We start from the raw sequence: 24971 nt of genomic DNA, 5'->3' as shown, positions 1-24971 counted from the left end.
CGGTCCGGCGCCTCGATGAACCGGGGGCGCCGTGCAGAACCATCACCGAATGACAATCCATCTATGTTATCGATGGCGTCACTCCCTGCCTTAGTTGTTTTGCCTGATCATAAGTTGGTGGAGGCAATTTTGTTGCTGTTGCTGTTGCTTTGGAATAGCTAGGCGGCGGAGTTAGTGGGGTGGACACTGCTGGTGGCGCTGATGGCATTGGCGACGAAGAAGTTGATGATGCTATCGACGAAGAACGAGGTTGCGTCGATGGCTGCTGATGATAGGAAAAACTACCCCCCCTTCCAGAACGGAGGGGCTCGGAGCGGTTGGTGTTCTCCACCCAACATTAGGTTGAGTCCCTCCTCCCTGCACAATATCCCAGCCTCTCCGAGTTATGCTCGCGCTGGACACAGTCCTCGCACCACCCGGGTTAAGAAATATAGATCCCATCACGGCGAACCCCGTTATCGGACCAGCTATACCCAACACCTGACCAGCCGTGCCCCCAGAGCGATGCCACCAATACTCGAACCAACAACCAGCACCCCACCCACTGCAAAGGCAGCAAGCCTCCAGTAAAAATGCCCTGTTGGGTCAATGTTGCCCACAGGGTTCAAACCACAATACGCATACACATTGATCCCACCCTTGCCAAACGGGCTCAGGCTGTCCGGGCTATTGAAGCGCATCAACACCGGATTGAACGCTCGATACCCATTGCCCAACAGATAATGCCCGGTCACCGGATCCGGCCGTTCGCCGTTGAAGCCCAACACACTCGACAGGCCGCTGGTAGGTGTTTGCCCTCCATAGGGGCTGTACGTCATGGCCTGGCGCTGCGCTCCGTCCAGGGCCTGCAACACCGAACCTTGTGAGTCCATCGCCAGCAGGTTGGTCTCGCGGTCAGCGCCTTGACGCCGCTGCTGTGCCAACCGCCAGTCATCCGCCTGGAAGATCGAATGAGCAATCGCGCCCTGGATCTCGGTGGCTAGGCGTTTTTTGCAATAGAAGCGTCGATGCGGCTCGAGGTTGGCCGGGCTGCACGCCGTCAATCGGTCGAGCGGGTCGTAGGCGTATTGGCTCAGCAGGATAAGAGAGGTTGACATGGCGCGGATTCCAGAGGCTTTGATATCCTTGGAGACAGTGTTCACCTGGGCGGCGGCGATGGGTACTAGCAGAACTATCAGGTTTCTGCCCGGTGGCATCTACCTGGTCTCTAGGGAGATATGTACGAAAACGTGGACGCCCTACCGATGTCTTCCGTGCCAATGCTGCCGCGCGCCTTCGAGCTGTGCCCAGATGCTCGAGTCCCTGGCTCGCATCGAGTTGCACAATGCCAATGATATCGACTTCCAGCACCTGCTCCAGCTTCCGGCCATGGTGCTGCGCGATGGCTGCGACCTGATGGATGTACTGGGCGGGCGCCTACCGGCCTGAATCGCCCTCGCGCCCCTGAGCACCTGCCAGGGGCGCGGCGCAAACCTGATACTTCTGCCAGTACCCAGCGCCGCTGGCCAGGCGGACACTGCCTCCAGGGATTTCGAACCCTCTGGAGCCCGCGCCATGCCAACCTCCCTTGTCCTGCTGAGCCAATACGCCTACGACCCGCTCGACCGATTGACGGCGTGCAGCCCGGCCCACCTCGAGCCGCATCGACGCTTCTATTGCAAAAACCGCCTCGCCACCGAGATCCAGGGCGCGATTGCCCATTCGATCTTCCAGTCGGATGACTGGCGACTGGCCCAGCAGCGGCGACAAGGCGCTGACCGCGAGACCGGCCTGCTGGCGACGGATCAATCAGGTTCGGTACTTCAGGCTCTGGACGGGGTGCAACACCAAGTCATGGCATACACTCCCTATGGCCATCGGACACCTACCAGCGGCTTGTTGAGCTTGTTGGGCTTCAATGGCGAACAGCCGGACCCGGTGACTGGGCATTATCTGTTGGGCAATGGCTATCGGGCGTTCAATCCGGTGTTGATGCGCTTCAATAGCCCGGACAGCCTGAGTCCGTTCGATAAGGGGGGGATCAATGCCTATGCGTATTGTGGTTTGAACCCTGTGGGCAACATTGACCCAACAGGGCATTTTTATTGGAGGCTTGCTGCTTTTGCAGTGGGTGGGGTTCTGACTGTCGGTTCGGTTATTGGTGGCCTCGCTCTGGGGGACAAGGCTGGTCAGGCGTTGGCTATAGCCGGTTCGATAACGGGGTTAGCCGTGATGGGATTGGGATCTATATTTCTTAACCCGGGTGGAGCGAGGACTGTGCCCGGCGCGAGCATGACTCGAAGAGCCGGGAGTATTGTGCAGGGGGGAGGGACTCAACCTCTGCTCTCCTCTGCAGATTTGCCACCTGAGTATATTCAGACAACAAAGCTAGCTTCTATACAGCGGTCAGATAAGTTGGCACGGAAGTTCGGGATGGTGCTGAGCTCAACGCCTCCCGAACCGCCTCCGCCAACTTATGAGCAGGCAATGCAACTAAGGCGGGGAACATAGATGGGTTGTCGTTCGGCGATGGTTCTGAACAGAGCCCCGATTCACCGAGGTGTCGGACCGCCGCGAATAGGCCAGTGAGGCTGATAGGAGCTTCGCAGGCAAGCCCCGCTTCTACAGGGCGTGGCGGCTTCGAGGGAGTGCCTGCGCAGGCCGGATGCCCTGGCGCAGAAACCTGATACTTCTGCCAGTATCCATCGCCGCCCCTCAGGTGGACACTGTCTCCAGGGATATCAAGGCCTCTGGAGCCCGCGCCATGCCAATCTCTCGCATCTTGCTCAGTCAGTACCGCTACGACCCGCTCGACCGGCTGTTGGCGTGCAACACAGCCAACCTTGGGCCACAACAGCGCTTCTACTGCAAAAGCCGCCTGGCCAGTGAGATTCAGGGGGCGATTGCGTATTCGTTTTTCCGGACGGATGACTGGCTGCTGGCTCAACGGCGGCGCAAAGGGGAACACCACGACACCGGCCTGCTGGCGACGGATCAACCCGGTTCGGTGCTGAAGTTCCTGGGTGAGGCGCAAGCCGAGGCCATGGTGTACAGCCCTTATGGCCAGCGCACGCCTGGCGGTGGCCTGTCGAGCCTGCTGGGCTTCAACGGCGAGCGGGCCGAGCCGGTGACCGGGCATTATCTGCTGGGCGATGGCTATCGGGCGTTCAATCCGGTGTTGATGCGGTTCAACAGCCCGGACAGTTTGAGCCCGTTCGACAAGGGCCGGATCAATGCCTATGCGTATTGTGGTGGAGATTCGATCAACAGGGTGGACCCGACTGGGCATGTGTGGGTGCCGAAGCAAATGAATTCGCTTGGGACAGTAGCATCGTCCTCCCTGACACAGACCGGCCGCGTGTCCGGGGCTGCTGCGGGTTCCAGTGGTCGTGCTGTAGTTGCATCTCGAACTGCTTGGTCAGGTTCATCTGCAGGTACCTCTCGAGCTGTGCCTGACCTGGCCAGTGCTGCTGAAGGGATAACCACGGCTTATCCGTGGCAGCGTCGACCAACCTTGGGGGCTATATCGGAAGACTTTTACAGCGGGAGGCAAGTGCTGTCGTTGGAGTCTCGACAACCTGCTCCGGTGGCGCGGCAAAAAATCGGAGGGTTCAAGCCGGCGCAAGAACAACAACCCGCGACTGAGGTGCCGCGAATTCGGGAGGATGCTGATTCACCCGCTGCGGGAAGTGATTCGTCTGTAACTACTGCGGCCTCGCCAGTGGCTTATAGACAAGCTTCAAAAAAAAGAAGACGGATTATGCGTGAGATTTTTTTGCTTAGAGAGTCTGGGCTGTCGGGTTCGCCTGAACATAAATACTGGGTGCATCAATTGAATAACGTTGAGTAGTCTGTAAGGAGTAAGGGCTGTGGTCGATTATTCCGGCTGCCATTTTTTTGCTTTGTCTCGCTTGAAGTCCTGCGCCTACAGTCCATGGTTTGCCTACAGTAGCGACCCGAGTATCGGGCGGGCGCCTGCGTGGTGCAAAAACCTGATAGTTCTAACAAGTAGCCAGCACCCCTGGTCAGGCGGACACTGTCCCTAGGGATTGCACCTCTTTGGAGTCCGCACGATGGCAACCGTCCTTATCCTGAGCCAGTACCGGTACGATCCGCTTGATCGGCTGGTGGCTTGCGCCCCGACCAACCTGGCACCGCATCAGCGTTTCTATTGCAAAAGCCGCCTGGCCACCGAGATCCAGGGCGCGGTGGCCCATACGTTCTTCCTGTCGGATAACGTCCCGTTGGCCCAGCAACGGCGACAGGGAGCGGGCCGCGAGACCAGCCTGCTGGCAACGGACCAGCAAGGCTCGGTGCTACAGGCCCTGGATGGAGCCCAATACCAGGCCATGGTGTACAGCCCCTATGGCCACCGTGCGCCTGCCAATGGTCTGTCGAGCCTGCTGGGCTTCAACGGCGAGCGGGCCGAGCCGGTGACTGGGCATTATCTGCTGGGCAATGGCTATCGGGCGTTCAATCCGGTGTTGATGCGGTTCAACAGTCCGGACAGTCTGAGTCCGTTTGATAAGGGTGGGGTGAATGCGTATGCCTACTGTGTGGGGGAACCCATTAACAACGTTGACCCGACAGGGCATATCAAATTCCGTAAAATGTTTGAGATTATCGGGCAGTATCCCAAGAAAAGAATAACCTACTCTATTCAGGGTGTTGAGGTTAAGCTTTACAAGGAACATGCCCCAGATTTTTTCAATGATCCTACACCCGTTTACAAAGGGATTGACGAGACTTTGTATGATCGCACCAGTGAGGGTGTTTCAAAAATGCTGCCTCGGGATAGGGAATTGATTTCCTTGAATGCTGAAGTTGTAGAGGCAGAGAGGGCGCTCGCTGACAGAATTAGTTTTGAGGGTAATACTATTGGCCGTATTAATGGTTATCCTCAATGGGTCCGGTCGATAGAAAATAAGAGGCTTGAGTATAAGAAGGAATATGATTTGCTCCAGGCTGAGTTGAAAAAGCACCTGTTTGAGCCTGTCCCCAGGTTTGAATCTCCAAAAGAACAGGTTGGCAAAATACGCAGCGGCAAGAAAAAATGGGAGACATTTGAGGATTAGCCCAACAGAGGGTAAAGGTTTCGAGAGTTTTCTGATCGAGGTCTCAGCTGTCGTACAGGTTGCCACTTCTCGATGGTACGCGCCTGGGGATGCCTGCCGGCGGGAACCTGATAGTTCTGCCAGTAGTCAGCATCGCTGGTTGGGCGGACACTGCCTGAAGGGATAGCAACCCCTTTGGAGCCAGGCCATGGCAATCTTGCGCACCTTGCTGAGCCAGTACCGTTACGACCCGCTCGACCGGTTGGTGGCCTGCAGTCCGGTCAACCTTGACCCGCAACAGCGTTTCTATTGCAAAAGCCGCCTGGCCACTGAGATACAGGGGGCGATTACCCATTCGTTCTTCCAATCGGATGATTGGCGGATGGCCCAGCAGCGGCGACAAGGGGCAGACCGCGAGGCCACTCTGCTGGCAACGGATCAACAAGGTTCGGTGTTACAGGCTGTGGACGGCGTGCAGCGTCAGGCCATGGCGTACAGCCCCTATGGCCATCGGACACCCGGCAGCGGCTTGTTGAGCTTGTTGGGCTTCAGTGGCGAACAGCCGGACCCGGTGACTGGGCATTATCTGTTGGGCAATGGCTATCGGGCGTTCAATCCGGTGTTGATGCGGTTCAATAGTCCGGACAGTTTGAGTCCGTTTGGCAAGGGCGGTATCAATGCCTATAGGTATTGTGAAGGAGATCCGGTTAACCAGATGGATCCTACGGGACATGCTCCTGGATTATGGAATTTTTTAAAGGAAATGAAGGATTATGTTTTGAATCGGAGAAGGGGGGTGGCTGTGACGGGAGCTTATATCATTGTTCATGGTGTTCGTATTAATCCTCCCGCTGAGCCGGGCCATTTTTTTAATATGGTCAACAAGCCGACAGAGAGCTTTTCTCTGAGTGACTTTGTAGGGCGTCTTGATCTTCAGAGTGCGTCTCCTGGCTCCGAATATCTAAGAAGGAGAGGTCATGGACTTGTGAGGTATAGTGGTTTTATCATAAAGAAGGAGAGGGAGCTGGTTAAGGCTTATAAAAAGCATCCTGAGGTGTCGTATGCTAAATTAAATAATTACGCCTATCAGCTTGAGCACGAAAGAGATGATTATCGGAGGAGTAGAGATCTTTTTAAGATTGAGCTTCGTGAGTTTCTTGATCCGCCGCCTTATGAATCGCCACCTAAATACTCTGATATTGCCGATAGTTCTCACATACCTATAGGGTCTGTGGCGGTTGAGGCAACTGACATACGTGAATCATAAACCCGCTGCATTGGGTCATTTGGTCATTCTGCCAGCCACCAGCTCTGCCATAATTGGCGGTCGGGAGACTGCTACCGCCAGCAAACCGGCTCCCACAGGGCAGCGGTGGCTTCCAGAGAACCTCAGCCCAACCCCGCCCGCCGCATATAGTCCACCAGCTCGCTATCATGCCGCAGCCCCAGCTTTTCCATGGCGCTGCGCTTCTGCCGGCTGATGGTCTTTTCGCTGCGATTGAGCCGTTCGGCGATCTGTCGGCCGTTGCAGGACTGGCCGAACAGGCGCAGCACTTCCAGCTCCCGTTGCGACAGCGGGGCATCGAGCAGGTCGCTGGTGCCGTGCATTTTCAGCATCAGCGCGAAGCTGGGGCTGAGGTAGCGGCGGTCGGCCCCGACCTGGGCCACGGCGTTGCTCAATTCGTGCAGTGGCCGATTCTTGTCGAACAGCCCGGTCACCCCCTGGTCGAGCAGCTCGCGCAGCAGCGCCGGGCTGCTGAGCATGGTCATCACCAGCACCTTGAGCGTTGGATAATGCCGGCGGATATAGCCGATCAGGGTAATGCCATCGGGGAAGCGGCCGTTGGGCATGGACAGGTCGGTCAGCAGCAGGTCGCAAGGGTGCCGTTGCAAATGGGTGACCAGGGCATCGGTGCTCAGGGCTTCGTGCAAGGTCAGGTCGGCATCGCGGTTGGCGACGGTAATGGCCATTCGCGCACCTTGCAGCACGACGGGATGATCGTCGGCCAGGAGGATATGTCGGGTCATGGAACGGGATCTTGGGCTTGGAAGGTGGCTGGGGCGAAGAAGCTGGCGTTGCGGATCCTGAGGGTCACAACCGCCGAGTGCAGGTCTCGTGTGACGATCAGGTCAAGGGCGCGGATTCATGCAGGGCATGGAATCACGGCTTTACCAGGCCCATCTGAGCGGCCTGGCGCAAGGCGACCCAGCGCGATGACACGTTGAATTTCACACGGATATTGGCGAAGTGGTAATTCACCGCCGACTCCGTGCAGTCGAGGATCCGGGCGATTTCCCAGGAGGACTTGCCCAACATCGCCCAGCGCATGACCTCCAGCTCCTTGCGGGTGAGTCGGATGTGGGGCGCGCCATCGCCGCTGGGTTGTACGACTGGGGGAAGGGAGGGGGTGGGTTTGGGTTGTAACGCACGCATATCGGAAACTCCCGCAAAAAACAGTTGAGGAACTTCAATCGGTTTTCGGGCTGGGCGGCTCGGGATCCCTGACGGAAACGGCCCTGAGGCCAGCGGTGACTTCCCTAGGTTGCCCATGAGGTTATAAACAAAAAAACGCCGTTTGGGACCTGTCAGAATTGACAGGTGGCGACCGATGGAAACTGTACTTGGATGAGTGGTCCGTTTCTGTAAGCTGATTCTTTATGTGCTGTGGGCTGGAGGATCAGGCGGGCCGGTAGCCAGAAAAGACGGGGAAGGTCTTTGTTTACAGTCAGTTAATGGAGCGTTTTTTACCGTTGGTTTTTCGGGGGGAGAGGGCAGGGGCGGGGGCGGAGCACGCTGGTTTTTCGGGTGCCGCTGGTCGTTTTCTTACCGAGTGTTTCCTGCTTTCGCAAAGGCAACAAAAAGGCCCCCGAAGGAGCCTTGATGCCATTCAGCCAGCCATCTCACATGTTCGGATAGGTCGGGCCACCAGCCCCTTCCGGCGCCACCCAGGTGATGTTCTGCGATGGATCCTTGATGTCGCAGGTCTTGCAGTGCACGCAGTTCTGGGCGTTGATCTGGAAGCGCTTCTCGCCGTCTTCCTGGGTGATCACTTCATACACGCCCGCCGGGCAGTAGCGCTGCGCCGGTTCGTCGTACAGCGGCAGGTTCCTGGTCAGCGGAATGCTCGCATCCTTGAGCTTGAGGTGGCACGGCTGTTCTTCTTCATGGTTGGTGCTGGAGAGGAATACCGAGCTGAGCTTGTCGAAGCTGAGCTTGCCGTCCGGCTTGGGGTAGTCGATTTTCACCGAGTCCTTGGCCAGCTTCAGGCAGGCGTAGTCCGGCTTGTTGTCGTGCAGGGTGAACGGCAGCTTGCCGCCGAACAGGTTCTGCTCGACCCAGTTGAAACCGCCACCGATGATCGGGCCGTACTTGTGGATGGCCGCGCCGAAGTTGCGGCTGGCGAACAGTTCCTCGTACAGCCAGCTGGCCTTGAACGAGGTGACGTAGTTGTCCAGCTGGTCACCGCCCTCGGCGCCGGCCAGCAGCTTCTCGGCCACCGCTTCGGCGGCGAGCATGCCGGATTTCATCGCGGTGTGGCTGCCCTTGATCTTGGCGAAGTTCAGGGTGCCGAGGTCGCAGCCGATCAGTGCGCCGCCGTTGAAGACCATCTTGGGCAGCGAGTTCAGGCCGCCCTTGCAGATGGCGCGGGCGCCGTAGCTGATGCGCTTGCCGCCTTCCAGGTACTGCTTGAGCACCGGGTGGTGCTTGAGGCGCTGGAACTCGTCGAACGGCGACAGGTAGGCGTTGCTGTAGGACAGGTCGACGATCAGGCCGACCACCACCTGGTTGTTTTCCAGGTGATAGAGGAAGGAACCACCGGTGTTCTCGGTGCCCATGATGTCCAGCGGCCAGCCGGCGGTGTGGACCACCAGGCCCGGCTGGTGCCTGGCCGGGTCGATTTCCCAGATTTCCTTGAGGCCGATGCCGTAGTGCTGGGCGTCGGCTTCGCTGTCGAGCTTGAAGCGCGCGATCAGTTGCTTGCCGATGTGGCCGCGGCAACCTTCGGCGAACAGCGTGTATTTGCCACGTAGTTCCATGCCGGGGGTGTACAGGCCGTCTTTCGGGTTGCCTTCACGGTCGACGCCGAGGTCGCCGGTGATGATGCCGCGTACCACGCCATTTTCGTCGAACAGCGCTTCCTGGGCGGCGAAGCCCGGGTAGATCTCCACGCCCAGGTTCTCGGCCTGCTGGGCCAGCCAGCGGCACAGGTTGCCCAGGGAGATGATGTAGTTGCCTTCGTTGTGCATGGTCTTGGGCACGAAGAAGTCGGGAACCTTGGTCGCGGTCTCGCCGTTGCGCAGGACATAGATGTCGTCGCGCTTGACCGGGGTATTGAGCGGCGCACCGAGTTCCTTCCAGTCCGGGAACAGTTCGTTCAGGGCCCGTGGTTCGAACACTGCGCCGGAAAGGATGTGGGCACCGACCTCGGAGCCTTTTTCCACGACGCAGACGCTGATTTCCTGACCCGCTTCGGCGGCTTTCTGTTTCAGCCGGCAGGCGGCGGACAGGCCTGCGGGGCCGGCACCGACGATGACCACGTCGAATTCCATGTATTCGCGTTCCACAGACTCTCTCCTACTCTCAAGGCTCAACAGTTTTCTTCTGATTGGAGGTTTGGTGTCCCGCTCCAGGAGGGGGGAGACATCTTTCTCTCTAGGTGGCGCATTATATCTACACCACTATCAGCGTCCAATACAAACGTTTGTTTGAATTCGCTGGAGGCCAGATAAATCAAAGTAGCGCGGCTTATGACTGACCATTTTGCCGTATTGACCAGAATAGGCGTTCCGGTCAAGATACGAGCGGTTTTGCGCTTGCCGTAGGCTAAACGGAGGCCGCAAGAGCACGTCTAAAGACAGGACGAAGACAGCGAAAGTGAAGTGGCACGCCGATTCTGGCGCGAAGTTTACACGTCCATCGGTCCCGTGACTGCACGGTCACGTCGGACGGACGGTCATGAACCGGAAGACAGCCAGGCTTTCGTGCAGATGTCGGCGTTTTTGGAGGTGCCCTTGAGCTTCACGCGCGCGCCGCTGAGCATCCAACCGCCAGGTACGCCTGGGCGACTTTCTTTTCACCGGAGAGTGAGGAATCCATGAAGGTTCTTGTAGCTGTCAAACGCGTTGTCGATTACAACGTCAAGGTTCGCGTCAAGGCGGACAATTCCGGCGTCGACCTCGCCAACGTCAAGATGTCGATGAACCCGTTCTGCGAAATCGCCGTGGAAGAAGCGGTACGTCTGAAGGAAAAAGGCGTGGCGACTGAAATCGTCGTCGTCACCATCGGCCCGTCCACCGCCCAGGAGCAACTGCGTACCGCGCTGGCGCTGGGTGCCGACCGCGCCATCCTGGTCGAGTCCGCCGACGAACTGAACTCCCTGGCCGTGGCCAAGCTGCTCAAGGCCGTGGTCGACAAGGAACAGCCACAACTGGTGATCCTCGGCAAGCAGGCGATCGACAGCGACAACAACCAGACTGGCCAGATGCTGGCTGCGCTGAGCGGCTACGCCCAGGGCACCTTCGCCTCGAAAGTCGAAGTGGCGGGCGACAAGGTTGCCGTGACCCGCGAAATCGACGGCGGCCTGCAGACCGTGTCGCTGAGCCTGCCGGCCATCGTCACCACCGACCTGCGCCTGAACGAGCCACGCTATGCGTCGCTGCCGAACATCATGAAAGCCAAGAAGAAGCCGCTCGAGACGCTGACTCCGGATGCTTTGGGCGTTTCCACCGCCTCCACCAACAAGACCCTGAAGGTTGAAGCACCGGCTGCACGCAGCGCGGGCATCAAGGTCAAGTCGGTTGCAGAACTGGTCGAGAAACTGAAAAACGAAGCGAAGGTAATCTGAACATGACTATCTTGGTAATCGCCGAACACGACAACAAAACCGTCGCTCCGGCCACCCTGAACACCGTTGGCGCCGCCGCGAAGATCGGTGGTGACATCCACGTGCTGGTTGCCGGCCAGGGCGTTGGCGCCGTTGCCGAAGCCGCCGCGAAAATCGCTGGCGTGTCGAAAGTGCTGGTGGCCGACAACGCCGCCTACGCTCATCAACTGCCGGAGAACGTCGCTCCCCTGGCTGCCGAGCTGGGCAAGGGCTACAGCCACGTCCTGGCCGCCGCCACCTCCAACGGCAAGAACATCCTGCCACGCGTGGCCGCCCAACTGGACGTCGACCAGATCTCCGAGATCATCTCGGTGGAAAGCGCCGATACCTTCAAGCGCCCGATCTATGCCGGTAACGCCATTGCCACCGTGCAATCGAGCGCTGCGGTCAAGGTCATCACCGTGCGTGCCACCGGTTTCGACCCGGTTGCCGCCGAAGGGGGTTCGGCTGCCGTTGAAGCCGTTGGCGCCGCTCACGATGCGGGCAAATCGTCGTTCGTCGGCGAAGAGCTGGCCAAGTCCGATCGTCCTGAGCTGACCGCTGCCAAGATCGTCGTCTCCGGCGGCCGCGGCATGCAGAACGGCGACAACTTCAAGCACCTGTACGCCCTGGCCGACAAGCTGGGCGCGGCAGTCGGCGCTTCCCGCGCCGCGGTCGACGCCGGTTTCGTGCCGAACGACATGCAGGTCGGCCAGACCGGCAAGATCGTCGCGCCACAGCTGTACATCGCCGTCGGCATCTCCGGCGCGATCCAGCACCTGGCCGGCATGAAGGATTCCAAGGTGATCGTCGCGATCAACAAGGACGAAGAGGCGCCGATCTTCCAGGTGGCCGACTACGGCCTGGTCGCGGACCTGTTCGAAGCCGTGCCCGAGTTGGAAAAGCTGGTCTGATCCAGCCGCTTCACTTATAAAAGAACCCGGTCTGGTGACCGGGTTTTTTTTTACCGAATCGCCGTATCTGTACCGCGTCATGGCGACACCGCCTAGGCTATGTACGAAATCGCTTGAAACTTGGTTATGCGGCGTTAAAAACCGGCTCGGAATGCTCATTGACAACCAGTCAAGTCGGGCGCGACCCCGGGCGTTCCTCGCCGGTTTTTGCCTTGCCTAACCTGCGTTTCAAACAATTTCGTACACAGCCTGCTGTAGGAGCAGGGCTTGCCCGCGAAAGCGTCGGCTCGGCCAGCCAATATGTCGACGGACCTGACGCTTTCGCGGGCAAGCCGTGCTCCTACAGGGGGCGGCGTGGATTGGAGAAATTTGTCATGGACGTGCTTCGCGTCGCCGCATTGTCACTGCTGTTCGGTCTGCCTGCGCAGGCCCTCGCCGTCGGTAAGTGCGAGCGTCTGATCGTCACCGGCAGCCCGGATGCACCGCCCTACCTGTGGCGTGACCCTGAGGATCCGGTGCACCTGATCGGCGCCAGCGCCGACCTGTTGCGCCAGGTCGGCGGCGAGCTGGGCCTCAAGATCGAGGTGCTCTACGGTGGCAAGCGCTCCCAGGCCCAGGAGGAGGTGCGCAGCGGGCGCATGGACCTGCTGGTGGACGCGCCGATTGCCGTCAATGAACTGGACGCGCTGGATTACATCCACCCGGCGCTGGTGCAGAACGACTTCCTGGTCTGGACCCGCAACGATTCGACGCTCGTCTACAACACCGCCAACGACCTGCATGGACACACCGGTGCCGTCTCGCAGAAGGCCCGGTTGACCCAACCGTTCGTGGAATTCAGCAGGCAGCACCTGACGCTGCAGTACACGCCGGCCTTGCCCCAGGCCTTCCAGAAGCTGCTGCTGGGCGAGGTCGAGTATGTCCTGGCCGGGCGGTATGCCGGCATGGTCACCGCCCAGAGCCTGGGCATGGCCCGGGACATCGCCCCGCGGGCCCAGCCGGTGGACCAGCCGGGCCTGTTCCTGGCGGTGTCCCACAACTCGGCCTGCAATGACGCCTGGTTGCGCGGACAGCTGGCAAAAAAAATGACAGAATTGCCCGCTTCCGGTCTGACCGAGGCCGTGTTGCAGCGCAATCTGGAGCGTTGGAAGGCGCAACTGCAACCGGTCGGCGCCCCCAAACAGTAGGAATTTGCTTTGAGTATTCGACCTTTATTCGCTGCCCTGGCCGTCGTGGCCCTGGCGGGTTGCGCGGCCGATCCGGCGCCGAATGAACAAATGCGTCTCACCGAACGTGCGCTCGAACAGGCCCGGGCGGTTGGCGCCAAGGCTGACGAAGTCGCCGAACTGAAACTGGCCGAAGGCAAGTTCGACCGTGCCAAGTCCGCCATGGCCGACCAATCCTTCAAGAAGGCCCGCATGCGGGCCGAGCAGGCCGAGCTGGACGCGCGCCTGGCCGAAGCCCAGGTGCTGACCGCCAAGAGCGAGGAGGAGCTGAAACTGCTCAATGCCCGTATCACGCGCCTGCGCAAGCAGTTGGGAGACGCCCAATGATCTATCCGAGCCGAATGGTCGGCGTCCTGCTGGCGCTGGGCTGTGTCAGTCTCTACGGTTGCGCCGGCCAGCAGGCCAGCGAGGCGGCGCTGCAACAGGCTTCCGCCAGCTTCCAGAAGGTCAAGGAAGACACCAATGTGTTGCGTTATGCGCCCAAGGACGTGATCCGCGCCGGTGAGTCGCTGGCGCGCGCCGATCGCCTGTCCGGCTACTGGGGCAGCAGCGGCGATGTGGCGCATTACGCCTACCTGAGCGAGCGCTACTCGGACATCGCCCGCCAGCACACCGAGCAGGCCCTGAACCAGGAGCGTGCCGCCAAGCTGGAACTGGAACGTCAGCGCCTGCAACTGGCCCTGCGCGAGTCCAAGCTGATCAGCGTGCAGCAGCAGGGCAAGTGGGTGGAGGAGCAGATCAGCCAGGCCAGCACCCAGACCGATCGCGGGCTGGTGATGACCCTGGGCGACGTGTTGTTCGATACCGGCGAGGCCGAACTGCAGAGTTCCGCCAACCGGGCGATCCTCAAGCTGGTGCAGTTTCTCCAGCTCAACCCGAAACGGGTCGTGCGCATCGAAGGCTACACCGACAGCACCGGCGAGAAGGACAGCAACCTGCAGTTGTCCCGCGACCGGGCGCAGTCCGTGGCGGACATGCTGGTGGACCTGGGCATCGACGAAAAGCGTATCGAGGTCGTCGGCTATGGCGACGAATACCCGATCGACGTGAACGCCACCGAGCGCGGCCGGGCGCAGAACCGTCGGGTGGAGGTGGTGTTTTCCGACGAGAAGGGCCATCTCGGCGCAGCCCGCTGAGGCGTCGGCCGATGCAGGAACAGACCCGGTATCCGCAAGGTGCCGGGTTTTTTCATGCCCGAACGCCCGGGCTGAAACACCTGGCGGTGTGCCGATACAGTTTTACTTCTCTCGTCACTGTATTGTCGACTATTGTAGGAACTGTGCCAGTACACTTTGAAACTGTTCCGGTATCGTTGCTTTCAAGAATAAAAACGCCGTTGAAACCGAGTGCCGCTTCATGACCAACCTATTGCTCTACCAACGTATTGCGCAGCAACTGGCCGACGACATCCGCCGTGGTGTCTATCAGCCAGGCGAGCGCGTGCCTTCGGTACGCAAGATGAGCTCGCAGCTCAACGTCAGCCACGCAACGGTGTTGCAGGCCTACGCCAACCTGGAAGACCAGGGGCTGATCCGTGCCCGTCCGCAGTCGGGCTACTACGTGCACCAGACTCCCGCGCTGACCGCGCCGACGCCGGATATCGCCCGGGTCGAGCGGCCGGGCCTGGTCACCCGCAGCAGCATCATCCACCAGGTGCTGGTCGAATCCCGCCGTGAAGGGGTGTTTCCATTCGGCGCGGCGGTGCCGTCGGTGGATTACCTGCCGGTACGGGCGCTGCACCAGCAGTTGGCCAAGGTCACCCGGTTTCACAGCCCGCGGGCTTTCAGCTACATGTTCAGCCCCGGCTTCGAGCCGCTGCGACGCCAGGTGGCGATCCGCATGCGCGATGCCGGGGTGGTGGTCGATCCCTCCGAGGTGGTGATCACCCACGGCTGCGTCGATGCGCTGCAGATGTCGCTGCGGGTGCTGACCCGCCCCGGCGATCTGATCGCGGCCGAGTCGCCAACCTACTACGGCCTGCTGCAACTGGCCGACCTGCTGGGCCTGAAGGTCATCGAGATTCCCAGCGATCCGTCCACCGGCATGAGCCTGGAAGCCCTGCAACTGGCGGCCAACCAATGGTCGATCAAGGCGCTGGTGCTGACCACGCGCCTGAGCAACCCGCTGGGCGGGACCATGCCCGAGGAGCGGCAGAAGCAACTGCTACGCCTGGCATCGGATTTCGATATCCAGATCGTCGAGGACGATATCTACGGCGAACTGATGTTCGAGGTGGGCCGGACCAAGGCGCTCAAGGCCTATGACCGGCTGGACCGGGTGATCTACTGTTCGAGCTTCTCCAAGACCCTGTCGCCCGGCGTGCGGATCGGCTGGATGATCGCCGGCAAGTTCCAGCAGGAAATCCAGCGCCTGCAGACCTTCAGCACCCATTCGGCCTGCAGCGTGACGCAGATGGGCGTGGCGGCCTACCTGGAGAACGGCGGTTACGACCGGCACCTGCGCTACATTCGCCAGGAGTACCGCAAGAATCTCAGTGCCTTCCAGTTGGCGGTGCAGCAGTATTTTCCCGAAGGTACGCAGATGACCCGTCCGACCGGCGGTTTCATTCTCTGGGTCAGCCTGCCGGGACGGGTCAACACCCAGGAGTTGCATGTCCGGGCGCTGCAGCAGGGCATCAGCATTGCGCCGGGGCTGATCTTCAGCAACACCGAGCAGTTCAACCACTGTATCCGGCTCAACTGCGGGATTCCGTGGAACCGCGAGGCCGAACGGGCGCTGATGACCCTCGGCATGCTGGCCAACCAGCTCTGCCAGGAAACCGCGGCCGGGCTGTTCTGAGCGGGCTGCCGGGAGCTGCCAGCGGGCACTCCCGGCGGTGGCATCCGGGGACGATTCGCGATCGCATTACTTGTCATTACCTGCCCAACGAGCGAGCATAGGGCACTCTGTTGTCGATGCCGTAGAGTTCATGAACGCGACTTTCGCTGTACGCCTGCTGTTGCTTGCCTTGCTGACCGGCCTTGGCGCTGGTGGTACGGTTATGGCGCAGGCCCAGGAAAAGCCGCCGGCCGCCCGTGGCACGACGCAGGAAAACACGGCTACTTCAGCGAAGCAGACCCGTGCTTCGACGAATAAGGCCGCAGCCACTCAGAAAAAAGCCCAGCCGAAAAAGACCACGCCTATAAAGAAAACCACCACGGGCAAACCACGCAAGGTCGATAATGAGGTGGTGAAGACTCGTCTGCCACCGCCCAAGCTGGACTTGAGCCTGCCCCAGGAACTGGTCAACAAGATGCAGCCGGTCGGCAAGGTGCCGCTGTCCAGGAGCCGGCCGCTGTTGCCGCAGATGTTCGTGGAAAAGCCGGCCTCGCAGACGCCTTTTCAACTCAACGGTCGACTGCTGAGCAACGAAATGGAGCTGCAGCTGCGTAACGACAGCCGTCGGGAAATCGAGGGTGCAGCGCTGGATTTCGAGTTCAAGCAGTAGAATCCCCCTCTCGGTCATGACGCTTCGTCGGTGACTGACCAGTCATCTACCCAGTTATTGAAAAACCATTGTGCGACCAATTTTAAACAGCCGTTTTAGCGGTTACTCTGTCTTCCACACCCCGGGTCCGTTGCTGGGAGCGTATCGCCATGAACTGCCGTGAGGGTTGTGGTGCCTGCTGTATCGCTCCTTCCATCAGCTCGCCGCTGCCGGGCATGCCCGAGGGCAAGTCGGCCGGAGAACGTTGTGTGCATCTCTCGGTCGAAAACCTCTGTGAGCTGTTCGGCCGGCCCGAGCGGCCGGCCGTGTGTGGGGGGTTCAAGGCCGACCCGGAAGTCTGTGGCGGCAGTCGTGAAGAGGCCATCCGCCTGATCGGCTGGTGGGAGAAAATGACGGCGGCTTGAAGCGTGTTTACCTTCGACAATAAGGAATAAGAAAATGGGTTCGCTGCATCGTTTAGCTGTGGTTTGTGGTTTGAGTGCCCTGTTGACCGGGACCGCCTACGCGGAAACCTGGGAGACGGCCAAGGATGAAAACGGCATCAAGGTATCGCTCGCCGAAGTGAGCGGTTCCAAGTACAAGGCCTACCAGGGCGTGACGACGATCAAGGCTTCGGTGGCCAAGATCCGTGCCCTGCAGGAGGATGTGGTCGGCGCCTGTGCCTGGATCCACGAGTGCAAGTCGCAGAAACTGGTGGACAAGAAGGGTGACGAGAGCTGGACCTACACCCAGTTCAAGGCACCGTTCCCGGTCACGGATCGCGACTCCTACCTGCATATCACCACCATCCAGAATGCCGACGGCAGCCTGACCCGCAAGCTCCAGGGCGTACCGACCTACAAGCCGGAAGAAAAGGGTTATGTGCGCGTCGCCCAGGTCGATGGCTTCTGGAAGCTGGTACCCAAGGGTGACAACCTCACCGAGGTGACCTACCAGGTGCACACCGAGCCAGGCGGCAGCGTGCCTTCGTGGCTGGCGAACAAGTTTGTGGTCGAGGCCCCTTCAATACCCTGCAGGCCCTGAAGGAACGCGCCGAGAAGTGATCGGCCGGGGGCGCAGGTCCCTCCTCGGAGCAGGAGCCCAGGACCGCCGCCCCTTGTAGAAGCGCGGCTTGCCCGCGAAGGCGGTCGACCAGCTGACATATCCGCTGACTGAGCCACCGCCTTCGCGGGCAAGCCACGCTTCTACAGGTTCTGGTTGCCTGCAAACGCCTTGAACGATCCCTGTTGCCGCGAGGTCCAGATATCTGTGGGCCCGTGATGGGCTTGAGCGAGGAGACACCGATGAAGATGTGGGCAGTCACTTTCGTGGATGATCATGGTGTTCAGAGCGTCGAGCACTTCGATTGCGAGCACCAACCGAGTAGGGAGCAGGCCGCGCAGTGGGTTCGCGCCCGTTTGCTGCCGGTTCCGGCCGAACTGGACCTCAATGATCTCGACGGGCGCATGGACGAGCCGACAGTCAAGAGCCTCAAGGAGCAGAACAGCATCCAGATCCTGCGCATCGCGCCGGCTTCGTAAAGTCGGTTTTTCTACTTCAGACCCTCTGGCAGAGCTGCTGGCATCACGCTACTCTGCAATCGAGATCAGCGAGAGATTCGCTAAGGTGGTCTGATCTTGTCAGCTACATGCTTGTTTCCCGGCGACGGCCATCCGTCGCGCTGCCGGCACCGTGGGTGCACGGCCCGGGATCGCGGAAAGTCTATCCAACGCTTGCTGAGGAGGACGTTTCATGAGCACAGCCTATCAAGAAGACATCAGCAGCCAGGTGCTGCGCCGCATGAAAGAAGGCGGTTTTGATTTCGCACGTATCCATCCCATCGAGTTCTATGCGGTTTTCCCGGACGAGGAGCGGGCGCGCAGGGCTGCAGGTCAGTTTCGTGGTGAATCCCTGAACGCTCAGGTCAGCCCCAGGGACGACGGTGCCTGGTATCTGGAACTGAGCAAGGTGATGTACGCCACCTATGGCGGCATCGATGACTTCGAGCACGACTTCGGGGCGGTGGTCGAACCGCTGGGCGGCGTGATCGAAGGCTGGGGTGTCAAGCATCCGGTCCGTGCGCGCAACTGAACGTACGGAATTCTCCCTCAAACGACGGCTGACCTGTGGGTCGGCCGTTTTTGTTTTCGGCGTAGGGTGGGCGCAAAAAAAGGCCACCGCAGAGGGTGGCCGAATGGGAAGCAGGGGGCGCGGACGAGGTATCGGTCGATCCACGGGCAGACGCCGCTTGGCGCCTGGCAAAAGGGGGCAAGTCGCCTGGGCGGTGCTTGTCGCCCTGGCCGGCTTGATGGGGGGATTATCCGCCAGCTCTCTCCCAGGCGGAAATCAACTCTGGCTATGTAGGTGATAGCCAAAAGCCTGCTTATTGCACTGGCACCTTGCGCTGGGCCATGTGCCTGAGATAGCCCACCAGCAGATCGAGGTCGCTGTCCGGCAGCACCGCCGGGGCGAACGCCGGCATCTTTGCCTGTGGCCAGTGGCGCAGGCTCTGCGGGTCGCGGATGTAACGCTTGAGATAGCCTTCGGCGAAGTACTCGGTCGGGCTGTACGGCACGTTCAGGTCCGGTCCCACCTGCGCATCGCCCGCGCCGTTGAGCGTGTGGCAGGCCAGGCAGTTTTTCTGGAACAGCGCGAAGCCCTGGTTCACCGGGTCGTTGGCCGCCAGCGTGGGGGCCGGCAGCAACGCCGGGAAACGCTGCGCCACCGGGGCCAGGCGCTGGATACTGGCGACCTGGAAAGGCCATTGTTCGGGGCTGATGTGTCCGGCTTCCGGATGCGTCCACACCAGGTAGAACGGCCCGGCGCCCGGTTTGCCCTCGGCGAGTGGCGGCCAGGGGCTGGCCGGGTCTTCCACCGCCAGCCAGGCCTGGGCGCCACTTTTGCCGAGCAGCGGCGCAGCGCTCATTTCGGCGGCGAACCCGTCCAGCGCCACGGCCTGCAGGTGATCGTCAGGCTTGACGCCGTCCAGCAGCACGGCTATCGGCACCGCACGATAGGTCATCTGGCGTTTGTAGGAGACATCGTCGTCGATGGTGATGGTCTGTGCCTTGGGATGGGCCAGCAGCGCCTCGGTCTCCCAGGTCCGGGGGCCGGAGCCGAGGTCGAGGGTGAGTTGGGCGGCATGCAGTTGGCTGCAGAGCAGGGCGGTGGTCAGCAGGATCAGGCGTTTCATTCGTGGGTCTTATTCGATCGGGGCGGTGGTGGGGTTGGATTGGTCGGCGATATCGTCGTCATTGTCGAAGACCCAGGTCGGGGTGTCCTCGACATGATCGAACAGCGCATCGCGCAGTTCGCTGTAGTTGCCGCCATTGACGATGCCGAAGTAGCCACGCCGGATCAGCGTGTCCTCGGCTTCCAGGGCGTGCTGGTTGGTGTCGCTGTAGATCACCACGGTGGCGTTCGGGTCGAGTACCACCAGGCGCAACTGGTAGGCCAGGCCTTCGGCACTGATGCCGGTGCCGTCTTCCAGGGTCAGGTCCACCTGCAGGGAGTTGTGGATATTGCCGGCGGCGAAGTCGCTGTTGTTGCGCAGGTCGAGGATCAGTGCACCGTCGCGGATTTCGTCGACCGCGCGGTTCACATCAATGATCCCGGCCTGGGCGTGGAAGCTGCCGAGCAGTGCCGTGGCTGTCAGGGCGGCGGCGATCCAGTGGCGCATGAGCTTGTCTCCATCAAGTCATGGCTCAAGATTGGCACACAAAACCGAACCCCGGTAGTTGACCGGGGAGAGAATTCGGTTTTGTGAAAAAGCGCCACAGGCTCTAACCGGCCAACCTGGTGAGGTTCGGCAGGATGAGCAACAAGGTGGTGGCGAATAGGATCAAACCGGCCTGGCGGACTTTCGAGTGCTTGAACATGGCTGACTGCCTTTTGTTGTTATTCCTGAAATACGACTCGATGACTCGGTGTTGGTGCCCCGGCAAAACCCGGCGGCAACTCCACAGGAATAACCTTAGGGCCCGCGTCACACTTGGCTTAGAACTCTTTGCCATGTGTTTAGCAAAATTTTATTTAAAAAAGACATGAGGCATATGGCCAGCTGGCTAGCGGGCCTTTGGCTAGACACCTGCAAGCACTCAACCGGTCAAGCGCTTAGCACACTACCGTTCGTCCGAGCGTGAGGGTCAAGGCCGATGAGCGCTTCGGTCATTGAATCCTGGCGGGCCGGGCCTAAGGTGGGAGCGCGGCTTTTTCTCCACCCGAACGGTTCGAGGACGTCATGACAGAGGCTCTGATATTCGATGCGGTGCGTACGCCCCGGGGCAAGGGCAAGGCCGGTGGCGCCCTGTACAGTGTCAAGCCGGTGAACCTGCTGGCCGGGTTGCTCACGGCGTTGCAGCAGCGCAACGGCTTCGATACCCGCGAAGTGGACGACCTCGTGATCGGCTGCGTGACGCCGGTGGGTGACCAGGGGGCCGATATCGCCAGGACGGCGGCGTTGGTGGCGGACTGGGATGTCAGCGTTGCCGGGGTGCAGGTCAACCGGTTTTGCGCCTCGGGCCTGGAAGCGGTGAACCTGGGCGCGATGAAAGTCCGTTCGGGCTTCGAGGACCTGGTGGTGGTCGGTGGCGTCGAGTCCATGTCGCGGGTACCGATGGGCAGCGATGGCGGGTCCTGGGTGCTCGATCCACAGACCAATCTGCATTGTCACTTCACGCCCCAGGGGATTGGCGCGGACCTGATCGCCACCCTGGAAGGCTTCAGTCGCCAGGATGTCGACGGCTTCGCCTTGCAGTCGCAGCAGAAGGCCGCACGGGCGAGGGCCGCGGGGGCGTTCCGCAAGTCCCTGGTGCCGGTTATGGACCAGAACGGCCTGGTCCTGCTCGACCATGACGAATTCATCCGGGCCGATTCGACCCTCGAGGGCCTGGGGCAACTCAGGCCGAGTTTCGAGGCGATCGGGCAGATGGGCTTCGACGCCACGGCCCTGCGGGTCTACAGCCATGTCGAGCGGATCCGCCATGTGCATACCCCGGGCAACAGTTCCGGGATTGTCGATGGCGCCGCGCTGATGCTCATCGGTTCGCCCGACAAGGGCCGTGAACTGGGCCTGCGGCCGCGGGCGCGGATCGTGGCGAGTGCGGTCACCGCCACCGATCCGACCATCATGCTCACCGGCCCCGCACCGGCCACCCGCAAGGCGCTGGCCAAGGCCGGCCTGCAGATCGGCGACATCGACCTGTTCGAGGTCAACGAAGCCTTTGCCTCGGTGGTGCTCAAGTTCATCAGGGACATGGCGGTCGATCCGCACAAGGTCAACGTCAATGGCGGCTCGATTGCCCTGGGGCATCCGCTGGGGGCCACCGGTTGCGCGATGCTCGGCACGCTGCTCGACGAGCTGGAGGCAAGGCAGTTGCGCCATGGGCTGGCAACGCTTTGCGTCGGTGGCGGCATGGGGATCGCCACCATTATCGAACGCCTTTGAACCGATCGGGAAACCTGCCATGACGGATGCCATTCGCTACGAAAAGGGGGCCGACCGGATCGTCGTCCTGACCCTGGACATGCCCGGCCAGACGGCCAACACCCTGAATGCCGCCTATCGCCAGGCCATGGCCGCCTGCGTGGCGCGCCTCACCGCCGAGCGCGAGGATCTGGCCGGGGTGATCATCACTTCGGCCAAGCCCACCTTCCTTGCCGGGGGCGATCTCAATGAACTGATCAGGGTCACACCGGCGGATGCGCAGGCTTTCCAGGACGGCGTACGCGAACTGAAGGCCCAGTTGCGCGCCCTGGAAACCCTGGAGCGGCCGGTGGTGGCGGCCATCAATGGTGCTGCGCTGGGCGGTGGCTGGGAAGTCTGCCTGGCCTGCCAGCACCGCATCGCCCTGGACGACAAGGCCGTGCAATTGGGCTTGCCGGAAGTGACCCTGGGCCTGCTGCCGGGCGGTGGCGGGGTGGTGCGCATGGTGCGCCTGCTGGGCCTGGAGAAGGCGCTGCCGTACCTGCTCGAAGGTCGGAAGGTTGGCGCCCGGCAGGCGCTGCAGGCCGGCCTGGTCGGCGAGTTGGCGGGCGACGTCGACGAGCTGCTGGCCAAGGCCCGGGCCTGGATCGTCGAGCATCCGGCGGCCCGCCAGCCCTGGGATCTGCCGGGCTATCGACTGCCGGGGGAAGCCCCTCCGAGCCCAAGGTGGCGCAGATGCTCGCCATCGCCCCGTCGATCCTGCGCAGCAAGACCCAGGGTTGCCTGCCGGCCCCGGAAAAAATTCTCTGTGCGGCGGTGGAAGGGCCCAGGTCGACTTCGATACCGCGCACCTGATCGAGACCCGCTATTTCACTGAACTCGCCACCGGCCAGGTGGCGAAGAACATGATCGGGACCTTCTGGTTCCAGTTGAACGAGATCAATGCCGGCGGTTCCCGCCCCGGGGGATTTGCCCTCCATGTCACCCGCAAGGTCGGCGTGCTCGGGCGGGGATGATGGGCGCGGGTATCGCCCATGTCAGCGCCGTCGCCGGGATCGAGGTGGTGCTCAAGGACGTCAGCCTGGCCGTGGCCGAGCAGGGCAAGGCCCGCTCGGCGGCGTTGCTGGACAGCAAGGTCGCCCGTGGCCAGCTGAGCGGCGAACAACGCGAAGCGATCCTGGCGCGCATCCGGCCGACCGGGACGGATGACGACCTGGCCGGGTGCGACCTGATCATCGAGGCGGTGTTCGAGGACCGTGAACTCAAGGCCAGGGTCTCGGCGGCCGCACAACGGGTGGTGGGCAGCGAGGCCGTGATCGCCTCCAACACCTCGACCCTGCCCATCACCGGCCTGGCTACGGCAGTAGCGCGCCAGGACCGGTTCATCGGCCTGCATTTCTTCAGCCCGGTGGAGAAGATGCCGCTGGTGGAAATCATCCGGGGCGCGCAGACCAGCGACGAAACCCTGGCCCGCGGCTTCGATTTCGTCCAGCAGATCCGCAAGACGCCGATCGTGGTCAATGACCGCCGCGGCTTCTTCACCTCGCGGGTGTTCGGCACCTTTACCCATGAAGGCATTGCCATGCTCGGCGAGGGAATCCCGGCGGCGATGATCGAAACCGAGGCGCGCAAGGCCGGTATGCCGATCGGGCCGCTGGCGGTTTCCGACGAGGTGTCGCTGAGCCTGATGAGCCACATCCGCCAGCAGACCGCCCGGGACCTGCAGGCCGAAGGCAAGGTGCCGCCCAGTCACCCGGCCTACGCGGTGATCGATGCGCTGCTGGAGTACAGGCGCCCCGGCAAGGCCGGTGGTGGCGGGTTCTACGATTATCCGGCGGGCGGGCAGAAACACCTGTGGCCGGACCTGAAGCGGCATTTCGAGAACCCCGAACGGCGGATTTCGCCCCAGGATGTGCGCGACCGCCTGCTCTTCGTACAGGCCCTGGAAACCGTGCGCTGCCTGGAGGAGGGCGTGCTGCAGTCGACGGCCGATGCCAACGTCGGCTCGGTCCTCGGTATCGGCTTTGCCGCCTGGAGCGGCGGCGCCTTGCAGTTCATCAACCAGTACGGCCTGGCGAACTGCGTTGCCCGGGCCCGCTACCTGAGCGAACAGTACGGCGAGCGTTTCGCGCCACCGGCGCTATTGCTGGACAAGGCCGCCAGGGACGAGCGGTTCTGAGGCAACTGAACCACGCCTGGCGCAGGCGCGTTCCGGGCTTGCCTTGAATACAGGTTTCAAGGCAGGCTCAGGCCTCACTCTTTGGTCTTTCGCGTCAGGTACTTTTATGTCGTTACACATCTGCATTCTGGAAACCGATGTCCTGCGTCCAGAGCTGGTCGAGCAGTATCAGGGGTATGGGAAGATGTTCGAGCGTCTGTTCTCCCGCCAGCCGATCACTGCCGAGTTCAGTATCTACAACGTGATGCAGGGCCACTATCCGAGTGACGACCTGACCTTCGACGCCTACCTGGTGACGGGCAGCAAGGCCGACTCCTTCGGCAGCGACCCGTGGATCCAGACCCTCAAGACCTACCTGCTGAACCGCTACGAGCGTGGCGACAAGCTGCTGGGCATCTGCTTCGGCCACCAGTTGCTGGCGTTGCTGCTGGGCGGCAGGACCGAGCGTGCCCACCAGGGCTGGGGCGTTGGCATCCATCAGTACAAGCTGGCCGCGAAAGCCCCCTGGATGAGCCCGGTGCGCGAAGAACTGACCTTGCTGATCAGCCACCAGGACCAGGTCACCGAACTGCCGGAGAATGCCACGGTCATCGCCAGCAGCGATTTCTGCCCTTACGCGGCGTACCACATCAACGACCAGGTGCTGTGCTTCCAGGGGCATCCGGAGTTCATCCATGACTACTCGCGGGCCCTGCTGGACATCCGCCAGGAGAACCTCGGCGAGACCCTCTATGCCAAGGGCGTCGCCAGCCTGGACCAGGAACACCACGGCACCACGGTGGCGGAGTGGATGATGCGCTTCGTCGCGCACAAGCCGCAGGCCGGATCCGCCTGATCCCGGCTCCCACGGTGAGTTGCAGGCGACACAAGTCCCTGTGGCAGCGGGCTGGCCCGCGAAGCCTT

Annotated in this window: 23 protein-coding genes and 2 pseudogenes; 19 read left to right on the top strand and 6 right to left on the bottom strand. The window is 61.3% G+C overall.

Features of this window, described 5'->3' with window-relative positions:
* Positions 1-467: 467 nt before the first annotated feature.
* Positions 468-1097 (bottom strand): RHS repeat-associated core domain-containing protein, encoded by a 630-nt coding sequence (locus tag ACZ5KU_RS22800; RefSeq protein ID WP_464736308.1) that lies wholly within the window; start codon positions 1095-1097, stop codon positions 468-470.
* A 193-nt stretch (positions 1098-1290) separates the two neighbouring features.
* Between ACZ5KU_RS22800 and ACZ5KU_RS22795 the strand changes: the two genes are divergently transcribed.
* The 5 genes from ACZ5KU_RS22795 (at position 1291) to ACZ5KU_RS22775 (ending at position 6300) form a co-directional block, all read left to right on the top strand.
* The gene (locus tag ACZ5KU_RS22795) at positions 1291-1428 is read left to right on the top strand and encodes a hypothetical protein (RefSeq protein WP_464736307.1); all 138 of its coding nucleotides are present in this window, start codon (positions 1291-1293) and stop codon (positions 1426-1428) included.
* Positions 1429-1554: 126 nt separating this feature from the next.
* Complete coding sequence (locus ACZ5KU_RS22790; RefSeq protein WP_464736306.1) at positions 1555-2490, top strand: RHS repeat-associated core domain-containing protein; 936 nt, start codon at positions 1555-1557, stop codon at positions 2488-2490.
* A 253-nt stretch (positions 2491-2743) separates the two neighbouring features.
* The gene (locus tag ACZ5KU_RS22785; protein ID WP_464736305.1) at positions 2744-3829 is read left to right on the top strand and encodes an RHS repeat-associated core domain-containing protein; all 1086 of its coding nucleotides are present in this window, start codon (positions 2744-2746) and stop codon (positions 3827-3829) included.
* 223 nt (positions 3830-4052) lie between these two features.
* Complete coding sequence (locus ACZ5KU_RS22780; RefSeq protein ID WP_464736304.1) at positions 4053-5054, top strand: RHS repeat-associated core domain-containing protein; 1002 nt, start codon at positions 4053-4055, stop codon at positions 5052-5054.
* A gap of 187 nt (positions 5055-5241) precedes the next feature.
* Positions 5242-6300 carry an RHS repeat-associated core domain-containing protein gene (locus ACZ5KU_RS22775; RefSeq protein WP_081009846.1) on the top strand — a complete coding sequence of 353 codons (1059 nt, stop codon included), beginning with the start codon at positions 5242-5244 and terminating at the stop codon, positions 6298-6300.
* 122 nt (positions 6301-6422) lie between these two features.
* Here ACZ5KU_RS22775 and ACZ5KU_RS22770 read toward each other — a convergent pair whose 3' ends face one another.
* The 3 genes from ACZ5KU_RS22770 to ACZ5KU_RS22760 form a co-directional block, all read right to left on the bottom strand.
* Positions 6423-7061 carry a response regulator gene (locus ACZ5KU_RS22770; protein WP_054062966.1) on the bottom strand — a complete coding sequence of 213 codons (639 nt, stop codon included), beginning with the start codon at positions 7059-7061 and terminating at the stop codon, positions 6423-6425.
* 133 nt (positions 7062-7194) lie between these two features.
* Positions 7195-7467: a helix-turn-helix transcriptional regulator gene (locus ACZ5KU_RS22765; protein ID WP_054058599.1), complete on the bottom strand. Its 273-nt coding sequence runs from the start codon at positions 7465-7467 to the stop codon at positions 7195-7197.
* Positions 7468-7934: 467 nt separating this feature from the next.
* Positions 7935-9599, bottom strand: coding sequence for an electron transfer flavoprotein-ubiquinone oxidoreductase (locus ACZ5KU_RS22760; protein WP_054058598.1), 1665 nt, complete (start codon positions 9597-9599; stop codon positions 7935-7937).
* A 530-nt stretch (positions 9600-10129) separates the two neighbouring features.
* On the opposite strand from ACZ5KU_RS22760, the gene ACZ5KU_RS22755 reads away from it, so the two are divergent.
* From ACZ5KU_RS22755 to ACZ5KU_RS22705, 11 genes and pseudogenes are all read left to right on the top strand, one after another.
* Positions 10130-10879, top strand: a complete 750-nt coding sequence (locus ACZ5KU_RS22755; protein ID WP_054058597.1) for an electron transfer flavoprotein subunit beta/FixA family protein — start codon at positions 10130-10132, stop codon at positions 10877-10879.
* 2 nt (positions 10880-10881) lie between these two features.
* Complete coding sequence (locus ACZ5KU_RS22750) at positions 10882-11811, top strand: electron transfer flavoprotein subunit alpha/FixB family protein (protein ID WP_054058596.1); 930 nt, start codon at positions 10882-10884, stop codon at positions 11809-11811.
* A 374-nt stretch (positions 11812-12185) separates the two neighbouring features.
* Complete coding sequence (locus tag ACZ5KU_RS22745; protein WP_416769952.1) at positions 12186-12998, top strand: substrate-binding periplasmic protein; 813 nt, start codon at positions 12186-12188, stop codon at positions 12996-12998.
* 9 nt (positions 12999-13007) lie between these two features.
* Entirely contained in the window at positions 13008-13364 is a 357-nt protein-coding gene (locus ACZ5KU_RS22740; RefSeq protein WP_054059953.1) for a DUF4398 domain-containing protein, read from the top strand.
* Positions 13361-14173, top strand: a complete 813-nt coding sequence (locus ACZ5KU_RS22735) for an OmpA family protein (RefSeq protein WP_054059952.1) — start codon at positions 13361-13363, stop codon at positions 14171-14173. The genes ACZ5KU_RS22740 and ACZ5KU_RS22735 overlap by 4 nt, the downstream gene beginning before the upstream one ends.
* Before the next feature lie 220 nt (positions 14174-14393).
* A complete protein-coding gene (locus ACZ5KU_RS22730) occupies positions 14394-15836 on the top strand; it encodes an aminotransferase-like domain-containing protein (protein ID WP_054059951.1) in 1443 nt (480 codons plus the stop codon).
* 130 nt (positions 15837-15966) lie between these two features.
* Positions 15967-16485, top strand: coding sequence for a hypothetical protein (locus ACZ5KU_RS22725; protein WP_416769947.1), 519 nt, complete (start codon positions 15967-15969; stop codon positions 16483-16485).
* A gap of 149 nt (positions 16486-16634) precedes the next feature.
* Positions 16635-16889, top strand: a complete 255-nt coding sequence (locus ACZ5KU_RS22720; protein ID WP_464736303.1) for a YkgJ family cysteine cluster protein — start codon at positions 16635-16637, stop codon at positions 16887-16889.
* Positions 16890-16923: 34 nt separating this feature from the next.
* Positions 16924-17528, top strand: a pseudogene (locus tag ACZ5KU_RS22715) (START domain-containing protein).
* A 240-nt stretch (positions 17529-17768) separates the two neighbouring features.
* The gene (locus ACZ5KU_RS22710) at positions 17769-18005 is read left to right on the top strand and encodes a hypothetical protein (protein WP_054059947.1); all 237 of its coding nucleotides are present in this window, start codon (positions 17769-17771) and stop codon (positions 18003-18005) included.
* 211 nt (positions 18006-18216) lie between these two features.
* Complete coding sequence (locus ACZ5KU_RS22705; protein ID WP_054059946.1) at positions 18217-18555, top strand: ribonuclease E inhibitor RraB; 339 nt, start codon at positions 18217-18219, stop codon at positions 18553-18555.
* A gap of 292 nt (positions 18556-18847) precedes the next feature.
* On the opposite strand, the gene ACZ5KU_RS22700 is transcribed toward ACZ5KU_RS22705, so the two are convergent.
* Both ACZ5KU_RS22700 and ACZ5KU_RS22695 read right to left on the bottom strand, forming a co-directional pair.
* Complete coding sequence (locus ACZ5KU_RS22700) at positions 18848-19657, bottom strand: cytochrome c (protein ID WP_464736302.1); 810 nt, start codon at positions 19655-19657, stop codon at positions 18848-18850.
* 9 nt (positions 19658-19666) lie between these two features.
* Positions 19667-20143 (bottom strand): rhodanese-like domain-containing protein, encoded by a 477-nt coding sequence (locus ACZ5KU_RS22695; RefSeq protein WP_054062960.1) that lies wholly within the window; start codon positions 20141-20143, stop codon positions 19667-19669.
* A gap of 561 nt (positions 20144-20704) precedes the next feature.
* On the opposite strand from ACZ5KU_RS22695, the gene ACZ5KU_RS22690 reads away from it, so the two are divergent.
* The 3 genes and pseudogenes from ACZ5KU_RS22690 to ACZ5KU_RS22680 all read left to right on the top strand — a co-directional run bounded on the left by ACZ5KU_RS22690 (position 20705) and on the right by ACZ5KU_RS22680 (position 24903).
* The gene (locus tag ACZ5KU_RS22690) at positions 20705-21910 is read left to right on the top strand and encodes an acetyl-CoA C-acetyltransferase (RefSeq protein WP_464736301.1); all 1206 of its coding nucleotides are present in this window, start codon (positions 20705-20707) and stop codon (positions 21908-21910) included.
* Positions 21911-21929: 19 nt separating this feature from the next.
* A pseudogene (locus ACZ5KU_RS22685) lies at positions 21930-24068 on the top strand (3-hydroxyacyl-CoA dehydrogenase NAD-binding domain-containing protein).
* 106 nt (positions 24069-24174) lie between these two features.
* The gene (locus ACZ5KU_RS22680; RefSeq protein WP_054060409.1) at positions 24175-24903 is read left to right on the top strand and encodes an amidotransferase; all 729 of its coding nucleotides are present in this window, start codon (positions 24175-24177) and stop codon (positions 24901-24903) included.
* Positions 24904-24971 lie beyond the last annotated feature (68 nt).

The organism is Pseudomonas sp. Tof1 (assembly GCF_055390395.1).
The sequence above is the reverse complement of the archived record's forward strand: the minus strand, read 5'-3'. Positions and strand labels throughout refer to the sequence as shown.